Below are 18,276 nucleotides of genomic sequence, written 5' to 3'. Positions count from 1 at the left end.
GACGAAGGGAGTCTGCTATGGCAACGGTAATGATATTTAGCCTTCCATTTTTCAGCCATGTTAAACCAACACTACCCCTTGTTGCAGAGTTGCTGGCACGTGGAGAGACCGTGATTTATTATTCGGATGAACAATATAGAGGGTTGCTTGCCGATTATGATGTGGATTTTCGAAGCTATGGGAATATGAGAGAGTTGTTTGTGGACGACAATGATCCGGGCCTATTTTTGAGTAATCCGCAGACGATGCTGGAGCATCTAGTTCCTGGAGTGATCCAGAAAAGCAGGGCCGTTCTTCATGCGATTTTGGCAGAAGTTATGGCTGAGCAACCGGACTACATTGTCAGGGACAGTGACGCTCATTGGGGCAAACTGATTGCAGAACTGCTTGAGGTGCCAGTGGCCTGTTATGTCCTAACGTTTGCGATCAATCAGGCGCTTTTGGAGAAAGACCATCATTTTCTCATACACAAGGTATTCAGAATCCAAGAAGGCTACGCATTTGCAGACACGACGGCTAGCGAACTAAACCGTTTGGCGGGAGAACTGGCTGAAAGGCATCATATTCAAGATTTTGGCCTGGTAGATGCGTTTAGTGGGAATGAAGAATTAAATCTAGTATATACGTCAAAAGTATTCCAGCCACATTCGGATGTGTTTGATGACCGTTTTGTGTTTATAGGTCCACAGTTCCCTAATGTTAGCTCTGAAATGCTTCAATCCATGAGGATAAGAACAAAACAGGAGCATGAGCTTCCCCTGATTTACATTTCGTTTGGCTCCATCTATACAGATCGCCCGGATTTCTACCTGAAATGTATTGAAGCTTTCAGATACAGCGAAGCTCAAATCATTATGTCAGTAGGGAAAAGGATTGATATTTCATCCTTGGGAGACATTCCCGAAAATATGACGGTATCTGCATTTGTTCCTCAGTTGGAGATTTTAAGCAAGGCAGATGTTTTTATCTCTCATGCCGGTTATAACAGTGTGTCCGAAGCCCTTGCATTTGGCGTGCCAATGATTCTGTTCCCTCAAGGGGCTGATCAATTTGCAATTGCATCGAGATTGGAAGAATTGGGAGTCGGTGTGTATGGCCGTGATATGAACATGCCTGCTTCAGATCTAAAGGACATGACGTTTGAAACGATGAGAAGTGAGAAGATGAGAGCTGAAGCGGTGAGATTGGGGAGCAGTTTTTTTGAAACGGGAGGTATGGTGGAGGGCGTGAGTAGAATTTTGGAATTCGTCGAACAAACATAAGATGCAGGCTTATCATCCAACAAACGTTGTTAAGCTAGAATTAATATAGAGTTAAGTTGATTAAGAGACTTGCATCACATACACTCGTTTTGTGCGCATGTTTTCGACATTTAATGGTAATTAAGTGGAGGATGCTCATCAATTCAGGGCGAGGGGAATTCATACATGAGATCGTTTTCCAGAAGAGTACAGAAGGTGTTCATCTGCCTGTTAGTTTTGGCCTTGAGCATGGGAGGAGGTTGGTTTACGTCAGGAATTCAGAAAGTCAGTGCAGCAACAGCAGGTGACTGGGTGTATTCCGTAAATGGGAATGGAACCGTGACGATCACAGGGTATACGGGGAGTGCTGTGAACGTTGATATTCCTGGCACGCTGGATTCGCAAGTAGTGACCCATATTGGTAATCAGGTTTTTATGAGAAAGAATTTAACCAGTGTGACCATTCCAGAAAGCGTAATCAGCATAGGGAAAGAAGCCTTTAGAGAAAATAGTCTAGGGAGTGTGATCATCCCATATCGTGTGACTTCGATTGGCGATTATGCATTTTTCAAAAACCAATTAACTAGTGTGACAATTCCGGAAGGCATAACTAGTATTGGGCCAAGTACTTTTAGGGATAACTTTTTAACCAGCGTGATTATTCCCGAGAGTGTCACAAGTTTGGGTTCTTTGGCATTTGGTTACAATCGTCTTGAGAGTGTAACCATTCCAAGTAATGTAACCAGCATTGGACAATATGCCTTTATGACAAATGAATTAGAGAATGTAGTTTTTGCGGGAAGGTCCATTGGAATTGAATCAGACTGGTTTCTCAATAATGACCCGGTCATTCTAATTTCCGGTTACGAGAATGCAGAAAACTTTGTAGCTACTTATAATAACAATAATGCTAACAATAACGACCCGACTAAGCTTAAACTGACTTATGGCAAGATGATCTCCGTTGGATATTATCCAGACGGGGCTACCTGGTCTAATGCTCAAACCATAGAATTAAGTGAAAAGTCACTCATTGAGGCAGAAAAAAGTTACAAATGGACACTGACACCAGATCAACCGGATGCCACGGGTTGGGAAACCTTTGAGGGGACCTTGCAAGTCGCAGTGCCTGCTGAGGAAGGTACCTGGTATTTACATGTCAAGGCCATTGAAAGCAATCAAAATACATTATTCTTTCATTCGAACGCATTTCACATTGAACGGACATCACCTACTATTCAACTTCAAGTTAGTTCCACCGCTCCAACGAACCAGCCGGTTACCGTTACAGCAACAGTCTATGATGGCGAAAGCGGTGTTGCGCTGCTGAAATGGGCAGATGGTGATCGCGAGGCATCCTATTTCAATTCAGGAGGCACTGTGTTCAGTGGTACTAACTTTGATGTTACTGAAAACGGAACATATACCGTATATGCACAAGACGTTGCTGGAAATAAGAGCGTTGAGACAGTGACAGTGAATAATATCTCCACAGTGGGGCCGACCATTCAAACGACCATTGATCCGTCTGGACCTACAAAAGGGAACGTTACAGTTGTAGCCAGCGTACAGCCACAGAATGGGATTATAGTGTTGAAGTATGTTGCGGGTAAACAGGACAAAGAGTACTTTGCAAGCGCAGGTACAGCGTTGTTCCTTGTAGGTGGAAAAGCTGATTTTGTTGTTACCGAGAATGGATGGGTAAGCATCTATGCGAAGGATCAAGCCGGCAATGAGGCGGTGAAGCAATTAGAAATCACTTCGATTGATCGCACGGAACCGACCCAACCAACAGTGCCAACACAACCATCAAGTGGCCAGTCACCAACAACGTCAACACCTTCTTCGCAACCAACGTCATCAACATCTACACCAGCACCACCAACGACAGTTCCACCAACGTCTACACCAACACCAAAAGCTTTTTATAATGAAAAAGTGAACATAAATATCGTGAAAGAGTTGGTAGAAAAAGCGAATAACGCATCCGCCATAGCTTTTAAGGATATCGAGGCTGGTGCCTCTGAGGCGAAAGTTGTTGAACTCGGAACAAAGCTGGGAATGATCAAAGGTTATGCAGATGGATCATTCCGTGCGAATGGTGTGGTAACGAGAGCAGAATTTGCGACCATGTTAGTACAGGCATTAGGTTTAAAATCCGAAACGAATTCCAACTTTAAGGATACTCAAAATCATTGGGGCGGAGAGGCCATTGCGATATTAAAAGCAAGTGGTATCGTACAAGGATATCAGGATGGAACGTTCAAACCCAATCAGTCGATTTCCCGAGCGGAGATTGTGGCGATGTTATCGAAAGTAATCAACACTGAATGGGTAAAAAGTTCCAAGTTCGAGGATGTATCCGGGAATTGGGCCGAGGCCGAGATTAACACTTTATCTGAAATGGGTATTGTTAAGGGCACTACGGAAGGTTTATTTAAACCCAATGCCAATGCTACAAGATCGGAATCACTGCTTATGATTTTGCGCATGTTAAATGCGAGTCTTGGATTTACACTGGATATAGAGTAGTAATAGAACCAGAACAAATACAGAGCAGTAATACAAACAGTAATACAAGCAGTAATACAGAGAGAGAAGACAGGTACTGTTAAACAGTGCCTGTCCTTTTTTTACTGTTGTTACGTTCATCAGAAATTATAAGCGGAAAAGAAGAAGAACGAGGCTTTTTTGACCGTTTAGGAGCACAAAGTGTGACATGCCTTAAGAAGATGCACTTCCGTAAAAATTTAATTGTAAACGCTTTAAAAATTCATGGACAAACGCTTCATAAGGGTGATATATTGTTTCTGTAAGAAACAATATTATTTATAACGAATATAAAAATGAATAAAAGGATGGGATACACGATGAACAGCATCGAAACAACACTTAAATCCTTTGACGGAACACAGCTTTATTTCAGCAAAAATTTAGTTGAAAATGCGAAGGCCGCCATAGTCATTGTACATGGATTGGCAGAGCATGCCAGCCGCTATGATTATTTGACAGAAAAATTGAACGGCCGTGGATTCAACGTATATCGTTTTGACCATCGGGGTCATGCAAGATCGGAAGGACAACGAACATTTTATAGTGATTTTCATCATCTGATTGATGATGTCAACTCTGTAGTGGAGGTTGCACTGGAGGAGAGCGGCGATACGCCACTGTATATTATTGGACATAGTATGGGCGGTTTTGCTTCTTCATCATTTGGTACGAAATATCCGGGAAAAGTGAAAGGTATCGTATTATCAGGAGCGCTTACTCGATTTAATACGAAAGTGGCTGGAGAACTGCCGATGGCTCTGCCAGCAGGCACGTATTTCCCGAATGAACTTGGAAGCGGAGTATGCAGTGTTCCTGAGGTTGTATCCGCTTACGCTAATGACCCGCTGGTAGAAAAGCAGATTTCTGTAGATTTGTTTAACAGTCTGGGGTATGGAGTAGAATGGCTGAAAGAACATGCGAAGCAATTCGTTGATCCGGTGCTTGTGTTACATGGTGCGAATGATGGGCTGGTTAGCGAAAAGGATTCCCGTGACTTTTACGGAGATATCGCTTCGGCAGATAAAACACTGAAAATCTATGCACATCTCATGCATGAAATATTTAATGAGACAGCACGGGATGAAGTGATTGAAGAAGCGATCTCATGGATTGAAAAACGAATCTGATTTCAGTAGAGTAATAGAGAGAGAATTCGAAGACGAAAGGGATTACGCATGAAATTAGATTGGATGGGTGACCATCGGGAGCTTGTCGAGAAGATCATCAAATACGGCAATGCTTACTCGAACACCTACAAGCTGCAACGAAGCTACGGAACAGATATGACATTCTCTGCAGCCCAGATTCAGACACTTGAATACATTCTGGAAGCAGAGGATCAGGAAGAGAAGATGTCCGAGATGGCTGCTCGTTTGGGCGTTAGCCGCAGTACCTTTTCTAAAAATGTGAAGAATTTGACTGAAAAAGGACTACTTGAAAAATATCATCTGAGTGGTAACCGCAAAGATATTTACGTCAAACCGTCAGCCAAAGGTCGAGAGGTATACACGAAGTACACCGCATTTGTTCGTGAGCTTTGTTTTGATGACATATTTAAGCTCGCAGATCAGATTACGGAAGCCGACAAAAAAAGCTTTAGTCGTATCATGGATCTGTTCGCTGATGTGCTTGTCTGGTATGGTGAAAAAGAACAAGAGCCGCGGAAACTCATCAAAATCGAACCGGATAGTTGATGAAAATTACGAAATGAAAATTAATTCCCTTACAGCGGTCTATACGCTTTAAGGGAATTTTTTTGCGTATAGGACATTCTACAGCCCATTCCCTCCGCGAATGTCGTTCATAGAGTATAAGATGCCTAATGCAGAAATGCTGTATAACGATGCTAAACGCAGGGAGTGGGATATGTGAAAACCAACAGTAAAACAAAACTAACCGGACGTGTCATTTTTAAAGGGGATCCAGGGTATGAGGCAGCACGTAAAAACTGGGACCCACATACCGACAGGTATCCTAAAGTCTTCGTTTTTGCTCAAAAAACGAAAGATGTCTCCAATGCCATCAAATGGGCTCGTGAGAACAACGTACCGATTCGTCCGCGAAGTGGAAGACATGCGCTTGAGGTTAATCTGTCACAGGTGAACGGCGGGATTGTCATTGATGTCAGTGATCTGAACACCATCAAGCTGAACAAAACAACAGGAACAGCCGTTGTGGGAGCGGGAAACCGAGTTGGCAGAATTGCACATACACTCGCACGTCAGGGATTCATTGCTCCATTCGGGGATAGCCCAACCGTTGGTATAGGTGGTATTACGCTTGGGGGAGGGATCGGGCCTCTTCAACGAACGATCGGTCTGATCAGTGATAATCTGCTGGAATTCGAGATGGTGGATGCAAACGGGAAAATCATACGTGCGAACAAAAAATGTAACGCAGATCTGTTCTGGGCATCGCAAGGTGGTGGCGGAGGAAACTTTGGAGTCTACACCCGTTACAAATTCAAAGTACGCCGGGCACCAGCCAGAGCGACAGTATATCGGATCACCTGGCCTTGGGCTCAGTTCGAGAAGGTACTCAAAGTGTGGCAAAAGTGGGCGCCTTCCGTTGATTCCCGGCTCGGGAGTGAGCTGTCTATCGGTCCCAAAAAAGGTGGCAATGTCAGTATGGAAGGTTTGTTTCTGGGTTCTAAATCCGAGGCATTGCGTTTGTTAAAGCCGATGACCAGCACGGGCACACCATCCCAGACGATCATACGTTCAGTGCCTTATACAGAGGCGGTTACTTTTCTTCTACCTCCAGATCCTGTGCTTACTCAGAGATACAGCAATCAATTTTCTTCCGGATTTGGACGAAAGCCGTTCCCGGATCGGGCAATCAAATCGATGCGAGCGTTTCTGGAAAATGTGGAAGGAGAATTCGCCGGTTTCTTTTTCCTCAACTGGGGCGGAGCTGTCAGTCGTAAATCACCTACATCTACAGCATTCTACTGGCGTAAAGCCAAGTTCTATGTGGAATGGAACAGCTCCTGGACGAAACCGTCCCAGGCGGCCAAAAATATTGCCATTGTGCGTAACACACGCCAAAAATTACAGCCCTACATCGTCGGTTCCTACATTAATGTACCGGATCAAGGCATCAAACGCTCAGGTCCGGTGTACTACGGGGCGAACTACGCGAGATTACGCAGAGTCAAAGCCAAATACGATCCCCAAAATGTGTTCAACAACCCGCAAAGCATTACTCCGGCACGTGGCCTGTAGTTAGATCAAAGGAATAGAAAAGGAGCCGCTTGGTGCGGCTCCTGCGATGTAGATATGCCTGGCCTGTTACTTTTTCTGGTTAGCCAGCCACTCCATAAGTGTTACGCTTTTACCTTTGATTTTCACAGGCTTACCATCGAAGTCTTTGGAAATGTCATTGTTTAAAACAGGAATCCAGGACCAGTGTCCATTATACTCGTATGGCGTGTTATCGCCATTTCCTTTGGTGTATACTCCACTCAAATCCAGCACCTTATCAAAATAGGAGTAATGAGCATTTTTGGCTCCCGCAGCAATCAGGCGTTTGTAGGTAGCTGTTGACGTTTTGGACGTATCCACCGTCTGATCCGCTCCTGCCGCCGTGAACCAGATCGGAATATTTTTAAGTTTGGCGATATCCTGTTTGCTCAACAAACGATCCTCGTACGCTTCTGCGGAAGGATAAGCAGCTGCAAAGTAATCCGGGTTCGCAAGTAGCATGTTCAAAGTCATAAATCCGCCATTGGAGCACCCGCCAATGTAGATTCGGTTTGTATCAATATCCGTAGCATGCTGTTTCACATATTGTTTGATCAACGCAGTTAACGATTTCGTATACATACTCTTTCCGTCTTTGGTATATTGCCCGGTTCCGTCATTCATCCAGAAGGTTGGAGTCTGGGGCACCAACACAGCGGCATCTCCAAAATACTTTTGGATCGATTCATCGGCTAAAGAGGTCACCTTATTACCCAGCAGGGCAATTCGCGGATCCGTACCTCCTTCACCGGCACCATGAAGCCAGATGATCAGTGGTTTTTTCTTGTTGGTTTCCGGCATATAGGAAGCGTACGTTAGATTAATCTGACCGAACTTGGAGTCCTTGTAACTGAATTTGCCGGATGTATCAAACACGTCAACACCTTGTTCGATCATGGTATGCGGGGTGTCTGGTCTTGTGGTCAAATGCTCAACGGCATTGCCCATGGTATCTTGAAGGGATTTTTGCTGAACAATGGTATATTGAAGCTCAACATACTTATTGGTAAACGATTGCAGATCAAACATAAACGGACTTGCGGTCATTAGATCGGGATGGACTTTCATCTCAATCGTAATATATTGTCCTGCGGAGAGGGAGGTTTTATTGCCGTCTTTGTCCGAAAGATAAGCTCTCTCGATCGTTCTGCTACTGCTGTCTGAGCCATCATACTTTTGCTGCGTTTGAAAATTAATCATTGGATAATTACGTTCCGCAAGAACCTTGAACGTGTCTTTGGTCAGTGTATTTCCTTGAATGGCTACGCCTGTATCCAGAATAATCTTGTAAACACCGGGACCCCAGTCATAACCTTTGGTTACGAGGGAGTAGGAGAAAGGAGAGCGTGACTCGGTAGAATTGTTTGCGCTTACATTTGTGGATGCGAGGAGAGTGGAAGTTAAAGCCAGAGCCAGGAAACCTGAAAGCAGTCCTTTTTTCATCTTCATCAGCATATACCTCCGAATATATTATGTATGTCGACTTTATCATTGTACCATTTCAAGAGGAACATGGGAAATATTGCAACATTTCCTGCTGTTTAACATGCAAAAGAACCGCTTGAAAATCACCTCTAGGTGAGATCCAAACGGTTCCTTTTAGTTGTATTATTGTTTAACAGCTTCGCCGGCAAACACTTCAACGTTCATTGGTGCAGCCATGAATGCCGCAGCTTGTTGAACAAAGGCCAGGAAGTGAGCACTAGAGTTGTGAGCAGCGGTTGCTGGCTCATCTTTCCACAGCTCGATCATCGTGTAGCTTTGCTCACGTTCTGTGCTTTTCACCAGATCATAGCTGATGTTGCCTTCCTCTTGACGTGTCGCAGCGATCAGTTCTTTGGCAGCAGCCAAGAAAGCTTGCTCTTGAGCGGCTTGTACTTGCAAATGTGCATGAATGATAATCATAGTTGTGACCTCCAGATAGTTGTATGTTTACAAATAGATTTAATCAATACAAGACAATAACGTTATGTGTTTCATCTTAAGAAGCAGATTGAGCAATTTATAATAAAAGCGGTTGTACTCGTTTAAGCCCAAGTTGTGATCGTATCTACAGGCAGACGATAAGATGGGTGACCTTCTTTGGCAGATTTACCAATCGAGATCAGCATAACCGGTTGATAACGGTCTTTATCCATGCCAAATGTCTCAGCGATTTGAGCTTTTTCGTATCCGCCAATTGGGTTTGTATCGTAACCGTGGGCACGTGCAGCCAGCATCAATTGCATGGAAGCCAGACCAGCATCGATCAGGTTAACGTCACGCAGATCGGAAGCAGGCATATTGTCGTAATAAGGTTTAACCACTTTAACTTGTTGTTCAGCGATTTCTTTTGGCATAAATCCATGCTCCACAGCTTTACCAAAAATCTCTTCCAAGTACTCACCGTTTTTCATATCAATAAACACACCGATAACAGCAGCAGAAGTCAGCACTTGATTTTGGTTGAATTTTGCAAGTGGTGCGAGCTTTTCTTTGCCTTCAGGTGTATCAACAACAAGGAAACGCCAAGGTTGCATGTTTACGGAAGATGGAGCGCGAGAAGCTTCTGCCAAAATTTCAGTCATTTCTTCACGGCTGATTTTCACTTCTGGATCATACAATTTGACGGAACGACGACCGTACGTAATTTCGTTAAAATCATTTGTTTTTTGGAATTTGCTTTGTGTTGTAGACATGGAAATCTCTCCTCTATATATGGTTTAAAAATTGTTTTGCATACGTTCCAAGAAATCGGCCAGTGCCTGAATCTCATCTTCACTGAAACCATCCAGAATCTGATGAATATAGTTGGTTTTCTCTGCTTTATATCCTTCAATCTGTTTGCGCCCATGATCCGTGAGACGAACAAAAGTCACCCGATTATCCTCAGGATTTTTGCGTCTTGTAACCATGAGGTCAGCTTCAAGTTGTTTCAAGTGACGAGTAATGGCAGCACTATCGATGTTAATGATTTTCTGGAGCATAGATTGGTTGATCTCATCTACCTGATCCAGCTCGTGCAGAATTTCAAAGCGAGAGGAACTGATCCCGGTACAGCGTTCGAACTTGGGACTGATTTTGTTCCCCAGTACATTCAGCAGATTAATGATCTGCTCTTCTTTGGAAACCATACGTGTCATGACTAGACCTCCCGGGTGAATCCAATCAACAACGGCGTATGTTAACAAATAATTAAAGTTGCCAGTATACAATGCCATTGCTTCATGATTCTGTAGCTCTCTCAATCGTTGATGGATCAATAGTTGATACGTCAATCATTGATGGCTCAATTAATATAACATGTCATAGATGAGAATGCAACAGGTTGAAAAAAAGAAAAAATAGATTTTTTCAGAACCTATCTTAACGTAGATATTCATAAAAAGGAGAGGTTAATAATATAGGTTGTCCCTAAAAGAATAATTTAACTCGGTATGAGTTTTATTGAGAATTATTATCATTCAAACTATAATGAAAATAAAAAAGTGTCGGATTTTGTTGATGAAAAGTAAATTAGATAATTAATTTGGTGAGAAGTAGCGGCTTACCATATGGAAAGGGAGTTATCATGGAGAGGAATGACTGGATTAAACGACTGGAGCAATTATATCTTTCATCTGTTCATATCTGCCAATATGTCGGTATTTCAGGAGAAGCCCAGCACAGGGTATGGAAAAGATTCGCCGTATGCAGAGTAATGGATGGCAAAGGGACTTTGACAATTGATAACGTAATGCATACGTTGTCCCGTGACGATTGGTTTGTGCTTAGTCCAGGCATGCACGTGGAGTTACAGACAGATATTGAAGCCCCTGTCCGAGTGCAACTAATCTTATTTTCCGGTGTTGAACTTGTCCGAACAAACAATGTTTGGCACACGAAGCCGCTTGATTTTCCTGTTACGGGTAAGCTTCAACTTCCAACCAATAGACGAGATATTCAAGAAATGATGGATCAATTCATCTATACAAACTTTGCTGCAGCCGAATCGGATAACATAGGCAAGAAATATCTTTTGCACCAGCTACTAATTCAGTTGATGACTAATGTTAAATCGTTTGTTCAACCTCATGTTGCAATGGACTTGGCCATAGATTATATGACACATCACTATACGAAGGACATTCGAATGCATGACATGGCCCGCCTTGCAGGGCTTAGTGTGAATCATTTTATAAGAACATTCAAACGTCAGTTTGGGATAACACCGATGGATTATATTCAGAAACAACGGATGACTCGGGCCAAACAGCTATTGTTTTCTACAGATAAAATCAAGATGATCGCGGAGCAGGTCGGATACAAGGACGAGCACTATTTCAGCCGGGTATTTAAAAAAAATGAAGGTGTTGCTCCAACGTTTTATATGAAAAATAAAGTTAACCGTATTGCAACATTATACTATGGACTGGATGATGTTGTTCTAACACTCGGGTTGGAACCTGTGTCTGCTTTATCTTATGTTCAGAGAGTGACTCATCCTACCCTTATGCCTGCACATCAAGCCGATTCTCCTCAAGGACTTATTCTGGACAGTTCCGGTCAGAATTATGATAAATTGAAGGGATTGCAGCCAGATTTAATCATTACGAGTGACCGTATGGAACCGAATGAATCTCTGCATCATATTGCTCCTACGGCTATCCTTAAACACACGAATCAAGTAGGCAAAAGTTTGCTTTATATGGCAAATATCATGGGACGGAATGAATATGCTATTCGCTGGATTGAACAGCATGCGGATTTAAGCCATGTTCTTCAAAATCGTATTCACTCCGAATGGGGAAAGCAGTCGGCGATGTTTATTCGCGTTTCCTCCGAATTCTATCGGATGTATGGATTGCATAATCAGACCGGTTCCTTGCTGTATGATGATATGGGATTACATATGCCAGAGAATTACCCAAGCGAACAGTGGGCTGTGGAGATGAACATCAATGATGTACAGCTATACAACGCGGATCATCTATTTGTTATGGTGGATCCTACAGCAGAAGCGAGAACTCAATTTCAACGTTTGATGAAATCTGATGGATGGATAACATCCAAGGCTGTACAGGAAGGTCATGTTTATGATGCAGGGGATATGTTCTTCCAAACGCTGGGTCCAACCGGGCGTGTAAGAACTATGAAGTATGTGGCCAAGCAGCTTGGTGTTACCGTAGGGTGATATTTTACACGTAAAGAGAGTGGAATAATCCATGGAAAGCTTGTTTGCTTTTTTCTACCATAATGATAATGATTATTATTATTAAGTAGTGAAGGGGAATTAAAACAAAATGCTAAGACAGAGAACAGCCTATATGATCTTGTTGTCCCTGCTCATGCTCGTTCTAGTAGCATGTGGTAAGTCGACAACGGAAGCTACAGATGCAACATCTTCAAAACAGGCAACCACGCTGGAAGAGAAGAGCACACAAACAATTAAACACCTAAAGGGTACTTCGGTTGTACCCAAAAAAATAGAGCGTATGGTTGTGTTATCTGCTGCTTATATTGATCACATGCTTACCATTGGTGAGAAACCTGCTGGTGTTAATGTAGAAATACGCTACGGTGGAGATTACTTGCCTTATCTGGCAGATCAGCTTCAAGGGGTTCCAACGGTAGGTTCGGCAGATAGTCCCAACCTTGAGGCCATTGTTCAGATTGATCCGGATGTGATTGTAATTGAGAGTCGAACAGCTGAAAATTCATATGATCAGTTGGAGAAAATTGCTCCTACGATTGTATTAGGTGACGATTGGATGGATTACAACGGCGATACAGAGTATTGGACTCAAGATTTACTGACTATTGCTGGAATGTACAATAAGGTTGATTTGGCTAAAGAAAAAATCGCGGAAGTAGAGCAACAAGCCGATCAACTTAAAGCTAAAATAGAGCAATTGGATCAGAAAAAACTGGCTTACCTAAGAGTAAGGGAGAAGAACCTGCAGATTTATGCGGCAACAGGTCACCCAACCAACACGCTCTTGTATCATGATCTTGGGTTTGAACCTTCTGCAGTGACACCTGCAGAACAACGTGAGGATCTGTCTATGGAGAAGATAGCAGATATCGATGCCAATTATGTTGTGCTTGAAGCAGATCCCAATGCCCAGGATTATTTAAGTAAGATGAAAGAAAGCTCACTTTGGAAAAACGTCCCGGCTGTTGTAACTGGTCAGGTCTATCAAACCGATTCCTTCTGGTTGTTTAAAGGATGGGGAGCTATAGGACGAATCGAAATATTAAATGAAATTAAAGATATGATTCAATAGATGGTACTTTATTCAGGGAATGACCGTGAAGAGATGGTGGCTCTTTTGGAATCGTCTTTTGTGACGAGTATCCGTGGGGCCGATGATTCTTCCACCTATGCTTTTGCTGCCGGTGACTTGCTGCATGATGAGAAGAGAGACTTGATATTACACCAACAAGCCATACAACAAGGACTCGATCAAGGCAGCACAGGAAGTGTAGCGGTGGGTACCCTTTTTGCCAAACGATATTCGGTATGGGTTATGGCTGTAATCTCAGCTTGCAGTTTATACGATACTGTTCTAAATATCGAGGATGATGTTGTACGAATCGAATTGAATGGCACGGGCGGCATGCGCTATGAGACCCGGATGGAAAGAAGTCTAGATAATGGTTCAGGGCTGGGGATTGGGGAAAATGTAGCTCCAACTAATAAGGTTTTGGCTCAGCGCAGGACAGAAATTAGTATGCTACGGGATCGTTTACAGCTACACTTGGGACGTATTTTCCAATCAGTTGCTGCGGCAACAGGAGCAAGCACAAGGATTATGAATGAACTGGTGGCGCATAATGTACAACAATTAATTACACGAGCGATCGAAGATCACGCGATATGGAAGACGGATAAGCGTCTTGAGCTCATTAAGCATGATGCACATGTATGGCTAGAGGAGTCAACCGATAATACATTTTTCACTCGGTTACAACGTTTTGAACATCCGGAATGGCAGGGCCCTCAGCTTCTGATCCGCAGGTATTGCTGTCTGGCGTATCAAGTGGGTAGCGGCAGTTCTGCCCATGGCTATTGTAACACTTGTCCAAAACTAGATTCAGAATCGCGATGGCGCATGCTTTTGAAATCGGATGATTAAAGAACTTGTTTTATAAAAATACAGTTACAGTCGGTGTATTTTACTCTCCGAAGGTAGCTGTTTTTTTGCGTTAGAGAGAGTTGTTTTTATGAGTAGTATACCCTGACAAGAACGCAAGTGATCTTCAAAGAATAAAGAGTATCGCAGCGCAAATTTTAAACATAGTAATTTTCTTTAGTATAGGGAAACAAGTATCCCCAGCTTTTTTAGGTTGAATGACAATTACGTTTCTGTTAGCTTCCCCTACTGGATTTCAACTCATATAATAACGCTAATTCTATTCGGATATTGCAATGTAACCTAGAGATAAGTATGTATGAATGCAACGGAGCCTGTTCCAGATAGATCATGAAAGGGTTGGTGAAGTATGGGCCTCGAAGCTTTGAATGAACGTGTGAAGCATGATTTAGCGTATTTATGTTTTGGAGGTACCAGCTGGGTTCGTACAAGAGAGCATGCAGAGGGGCATGTCTATGATGTTGTTATTGTAGGCGGTGGACAGAGTGGCCTTGGGGCTGCATTTGGACTTTTGCGCGAACGGATCTCGAATATTCTGATTATCGACGAAAATGTGGAAGGGCAAGAAGGGCCATGGGAAACTTATGCACGGATGGTAACGTTGCGGACGCCGAAACATCTAACTTCCATTGACCTGGGTATTCCCTCTCTGACGTTTCGTGCATGGTGGGAGGCTCAGGAGGGTGTTGAGGGATGGCAGAAGATCGATAAAATTCCTCGCAGTGACTGGATGAATTATTTGCGTTGGTATCGGGAAATCCTGGACCTTCCAGTACAGAACGAATTTAAGTTGAACCTCATTGAACCTGGGCAGGATGGAATTCATCGTCTACATGTAACCGAACAAGGAATTCGTGAAAAGCACATTTTGGCTCGGAAAGTTGTGCTTGCAACGGGTATTCAAGGAGGCGGCGAGTGGCATGTACCCTCACTGATCTCAGATCATCTGCCGCGAGAGTTGTATGCCCATACTTCAGAAATGATTGATTTTGAACGGTTAAAAGGAAAAAAGGTTGCAGTGCTCGGCGGTGGAGCCTCAGCTTTTGATAATGCAAACCACGCGCTATCCTCAGGTGTGGCTGAAGCTCATGTTTTTGTCAGACGTGAACAATTACCACGAGTCAATCCGATTCGCCAAATGGAACAATCCGGCATGATCGAGCGGTTTCACGCTTTACCTATAGCTGATAAGTATCAGGTGATATCTCACTTTTTCAAATATAATCAGCCACCTACCAATGATACGTTCAACCGGGCCGCATCTTGGCCTGGATTCGAGTTGCATCTGGACTCACCATGGTTAAGCGTGCAAGCTACGGATCAAGGAGCAAAGGTTGAAACGGCACATGGAATTTATACGTTTGATTTTCTTATTGTAAGCACAGGTCTGCTCAGCGATCCCGCTCTTCGTCCCGAACTGCAACTCGTGGAACAGCACATTGCTCGCTGGCAAGATTGTTACGAAGCCCCGCTGGAAGTTCGAAATGTGCTACTTGATGCACACCCCTTTTTAAGCCCTGGATTTGCAATGACCAGTAAAAGTGAACAGGGAAAAACGCTACTGCATGGCTTGTTTATATTCAATTATTCTGCACTGGCCAGTTGTGGATTGTCTGCTTCAGCGATATCGGGCACCAGAAGTGCCATCCCCAAACTGGTTGCAGGTATAGCTGATCAATTGTTCCTCGATGACCGGGAGGAGACACTTCGTGGGTTTTATGATTACAATGAGCTGGAATTTACGGAGACATGGGTGAAACGCCGGGTTCTTGGCTGAGGCGATCATATGATATATTTCGTGCAGCGATGGGATGCTGTACGTTTTTTTTGTTTTTTTACATTGTGACTTACACTCGGTGTCGATTTATTGTAAAATGTCGTTTGGATCATGTTAAAGGCAGGGATAAAAAATGGAACAAAAGAAACAAATAAAACAAATGAATTATGAGCAATTCAGGGCTCATGTGAAAAAGGCATCACGTATACGCAATGTACCTCTAATTAAAATTGTGGCATTTCAAGAGAAATTTATGAAAATTGAGGAAATACAGTTCTATGATGTGGAGCAAAATTATATGAGTGTACAAGCCTGTAATACGTTGTGGATGAACCTTGAGAACAAATCATTCCGTAATATGGTGTCCCAACCATTACAGGTCTATCGGCAGATGCCCAATCTTGGGCGGCTTTCTTTCGAAAATCTGATCCGTGAATTATATGATACTGCTGTCCCCATCTTGATGGATTATGACCCTGATGAATATTACACCCTAGAACAGTTAATTGAGATCCTGGCAACGGATGAGGAGAAGCTAATCGAGCAACTGGAGATGGGAAGATTCAAGGGTGCTTTTATTAATGAAGAAGGAAAATGGCTCAAACCCAAACCGGAAGTGGAAAGCGCGGAGTTATTGTAGAAATAAGCCGTATTATACAAAAACGTCAAAATCCTGCAGCACTGCCACCAGAAGGGCGATTGTTGCAGGATTTTTAATGACAAGTCTTAATGAGCACGACGAACTACAAATCCATCTCTGCAACAATTGGGAGATCCAGGTATCGATAAGATACGCTGGCCCTGAATCAGGATTCCTTTATCTCTAGTATAGAAGGCAGGAGGGCGGCAGTTCAGACGACAGTTTCTGAAAGCAACTGGACTAAGACGAGACATGGAGGCAATGGAACCACCTACGGAGGGAGCCTCAACGATCCATTCGGCAGAGCTTTGAGGGCCTGTATATCGTTGAATGGTTCGGAAAGTCCAGCCTTTAGTGAGGTTGATCAAGCTAATGCACCAGGAATGGCGAGTTAACTTCGTAATGATACCGCGCATGCAGTCACCTGGGCTTACTGGGTTGGGAATCATGGTTTCGGTTGCCGGAAGAATCTCCCACCAGGCATAATAGACGGGTTTGCCTTGTATCCAATCGTGGGCTGTTCCCGTCTGAATCAGATCTGTGTTTGCGAAGCCGTCAATGCCAATCCATGCAGAGGAATACGAATTGCGGGAGGAAGGAAGAACATATGGTACAGTCCAATCAGCAGAAATCCGCCGATAGGGATGAGTTGTTTTTCTTTTTGCGTAACCGCTCCAATTGAAGGAAATCCAGCCCGAACGCGGGCGTGAAGATTCTTTGGTTGGATGTAACACACAGGGTTTCCGTCGTTTGATTGTACGGTCTGACATTGAAGTCATCACCTCTCCGTTGTAGGGACTAGGTTATCAGATGCGTACTATGGACTATTGGATAGGGACACTTGGACAAGAAAATAAGTCGAACGGTGAAAGTTTTTGAAGGTTTTCGAATTATTTTGAATGAAAATGATTGTTTTTTACGGGATTTATGATACTATAGAAGCAGTTGGAGGAATGCATATGCTGACTGAAGAACGATATGCTGCAATTGTAGAGCGCTTACATTTACAGGGAATTGTGAAGTTGCAAGAGCTTGTTGATGTGTTGGGTGTTTCTGAATCCACGATTAGAAGAGATTTGATTGATCTGGAAAGCCGTCAGATGCTCAAACGTATTCATGGTGGTGCTTCACTGGTGAATGAAAAGTCATTAGAACCAGGCATGGAGGAGAAAACGTTCAAAAACATTCAACAGAAGACAGTGATTGCCCGCCTGGCAGCGCAGGAAATCCAGAACGGGGAGTGCATTTATCTAGATGCCGGCACAACAACACTCGCTATGATCCCTTTTATAGAAGCCAGGGATGTAACCGTGGTCACCAATGGACTATCCCATGTGGAGGCGCTGGTAAGCAAACGAATTCGCAGTTACTTGCTGGGTGGCATGATGAAAATTCATACCAAAGCGGTGATCGGCAGTATCGCGCTACAGAACATGGACAATTTCCGATTTGACAAGTGTTTTCTAGGAAGTAACGGAGTAGATCCGGAAATGGGGTATACAACTCCTGATCCAGAGGAAGCCTTGATTAAGAGGCGTGCACATCAATTGTCAGGGAAATCTTATGTGCTGGCTGATTCCAGCAAAATCGGGGATATTACTTTTGCCAAATTGTTTGATTTGGAGGAGGCAGATTTGATTACGGAGCGAATGCCTGAACATTGGCGTGCAGTAATCACCCAGAAAACTAAAATAATTGAGGGATAGCG

The 18,276-nt window shown here is 43.4% G+C and carries 16 protein-coding genes; 11 read left to right on the top strand and 5 right to left on the bottom strand.

Translation table 11 applies throughout. The features are described 5' to 3' along the window. The first annotated feature begins 17 nt into the window (after positions 1-17). The 5 genes from J2T16_RS08210 (at position 18) to J2T16_RS08190 (ending at position 7,018) form a co-directional block, all read left to right on the top strand. Positions 18-1,262, top strand: coding sequence for a macrolide family glycosyltransferase (locus J2T16_RS08210; RefSeq protein ID WP_499018102.1), 1,245 nt, complete (start codon positions 18-20; stop codon positions 1,260-1,262). A 165-nt stretch (positions 1,263-1,427) separates the two neighbouring features. Continuing rightward, positions 1,428-3,773: an S-layer homology domain-containing protein gene (locus tag J2T16_RS08205; protein ID WP_499018101.1), complete on the top strand. Its 2,346-nt coding sequence runs from the start codon at positions 1,428-1,430 to the stop codon at positions 3,771-3,773. Positions 3,774-4,111: 338 nt separating this feature from the next. Continuing rightward, positions 4,112-4,921, top strand: coding sequence for an alpha/beta hydrolase (locus tag J2T16_RS08200; RefSeq protein WP_154983068.1), 810 nt, complete (start codon positions 4,112-4,114; stop codon positions 4,919-4,921). 48 nt (positions 4,922-4,969) lie between these two features. Next, a complete protein-coding gene (locus tag J2T16_RS08195; protein ID WP_154983069.1) occupies positions 4,970-5,488 on the top strand; it encodes a MarR family winged helix-turn-helix transcriptional regulator in 519 nt (172 codons plus the stop codon). Positions 5,489-5,662: 174 nt separating this feature from the next. Continuing rightward, the gene (locus J2T16_RS08190; RefSeq protein WP_499018100.1) at positions 5,663-7,018 is read left to right on the top strand and encodes an FAD-binding oxidoreductase; all 1,356 of its coding nucleotides are present in this window, start codon (positions 5,663-5,665) and stop codon (positions 7,016-7,018) included. 66 nt (positions 7,019-7,084) lie between these two features. Here J2T16_RS08190 and J2T16_RS08185 read toward each other — a convergent pair whose 3' ends face one another. The 4 genes from J2T16_RS08185 to J2T16_RS08170 form a co-directional block, all read right to left on the bottom strand. Continuing rightward, complete coding sequence (locus tag J2T16_RS08185) at positions 7,085-8,485, bottom strand: prolyl oligopeptidase family serine peptidase (protein ID WP_336122283.1); 1,401 nt, start codon at positions 8,483-8,485, stop codon at positions 7,085-7,087. A 159-nt stretch (positions 8,486-8,644) separates the two neighbouring features. Next, on the bottom strand, positions 8,645-8,941 hold the full coding sequence (locus tag J2T16_RS08180; protein WP_090920375.1) for a putative quinol monooxygenase: 297 nt from the start codon (positions 8,939-8,941) through the stop codon (positions 8,645-8,647). Between the two features lie 122 nt (positions 8,942-9,063). Then, complete coding sequence (locus tag J2T16_RS08175) at positions 9,064-9,714, bottom strand: nitroreductase family protein (RefSeq protein WP_090920378.1); 651 nt, start codon at positions 9,712-9,714, stop codon at positions 9,064-9,066. A 24-nt stretch (positions 9,715-9,738) separates the two neighbouring features. Further along, positions 9,739-10,158 (bottom strand): MarR family winged helix-turn-helix transcriptional regulator, encoded by a 420-nt coding sequence (locus J2T16_RS08170; RefSeq protein WP_090920382.1) that lies wholly within the window; start codon positions 10,156-10,158, stop codon positions 9,739-9,741. A gap of 428 nt (positions 10,159-10,586) precedes the next feature. Here J2T16_RS08170 and J2T16_RS08165 point away from each other — a divergent pair, with 428 nt between their 5' ends. From J2T16_RS08165 to J2T16_RS08145, 5 genes are all read left to right on the top strand, one after another. Beyond that, a complete protein-coding gene (locus tag J2T16_RS08165; RefSeq protein ID WP_499018099.1) occupies positions 10,587-12,188 on the top strand; it encodes an AraC family transcriptional regulator in 1,602 nt (533 codons plus the stop codon). 109 nt (positions 12,189-12,297) lie between these two features. Then, the gene (locus tag J2T16_RS08160; protein WP_221786495.1) at positions 12,298-13,281 is read left to right on the top strand and encodes an ABC transporter substrate-binding protein; all 984 of its coding nucleotides are present in this window, start codon (positions 12,298-12,300) and stop codon (positions 13,279-13,281) included. Then, the gene (locus J2T16_RS08155) at positions 13,282-14,133 is read left to right on the top strand and encodes a hypothetical protein (protein WP_499018098.1); all 852 of its coding nucleotides are present in this window, start codon (positions 13,282-13,284) and stop codon (positions 14,131-14,133) included. Positions 14,134-14,500: 367 nt separating this feature from the next. Continuing rightward, positions 14,501-15,928, top strand: coding sequence for an NAD(P)-binding domain-containing protein (locus J2T16_RS08150; RefSeq protein WP_499018097.1), 1,428 nt, complete (start codon positions 14,501-14,503; stop codon positions 15,926-15,928). Between the two features lie 187 nt (positions 15,929-16,115). Next, complete coding sequence (locus J2T16_RS08145) at positions 16,116-16,568, top strand: hypothetical protein (RefSeq protein WP_499018094.1); 453 nt, start codon at positions 16,116-16,118, stop codon at positions 16,566-16,568. 86 nt (positions 16,569-16,654) lie between these two features. On the opposite strand, the gene J2T16_RS08140 is transcribed toward J2T16_RS08145, so the two are convergent. Then, positions 16,655-17,338, bottom strand: coding sequence for a G1 family glutamic endopeptidase (locus J2T16_RS08140; RefSeq protein WP_221786498.1), 684 nt, complete (start codon positions 17,336-17,338; stop codon positions 16,655-16,657). A 189-nt stretch (positions 17,339-17,527) separates the two neighbouring features. Between J2T16_RS08140 and J2T16_RS08135 the strand changes: the two genes are divergently transcribed. Further along, positions 17,528-18,274, top strand: a complete 747-nt coding sequence (locus tag J2T16_RS08135) for a DeoR/GlpR family DNA-binding transcription regulator (RefSeq protein ID WP_090920406.1) — start codon at positions 17,528-17,530, stop codon at positions 18,272-18,274. Positions 18,275-18,276 lie beyond the last annotated feature (2 nt).

Source organism: Paenibacillus intestini, assembly GCF_030803945.1.
Classification (GTDB): domain Bacteria; phylum Bacillota; class Bacilli; order Paenibacillales; family Paenibacillaceae; genus Paenibacillus; species Paenibacillus polysaccharolyticus.
Note: the sequence above shows the minus strand (reverse complement) of the source record. Positions and strands in the feature narration are given on the sequence as shown.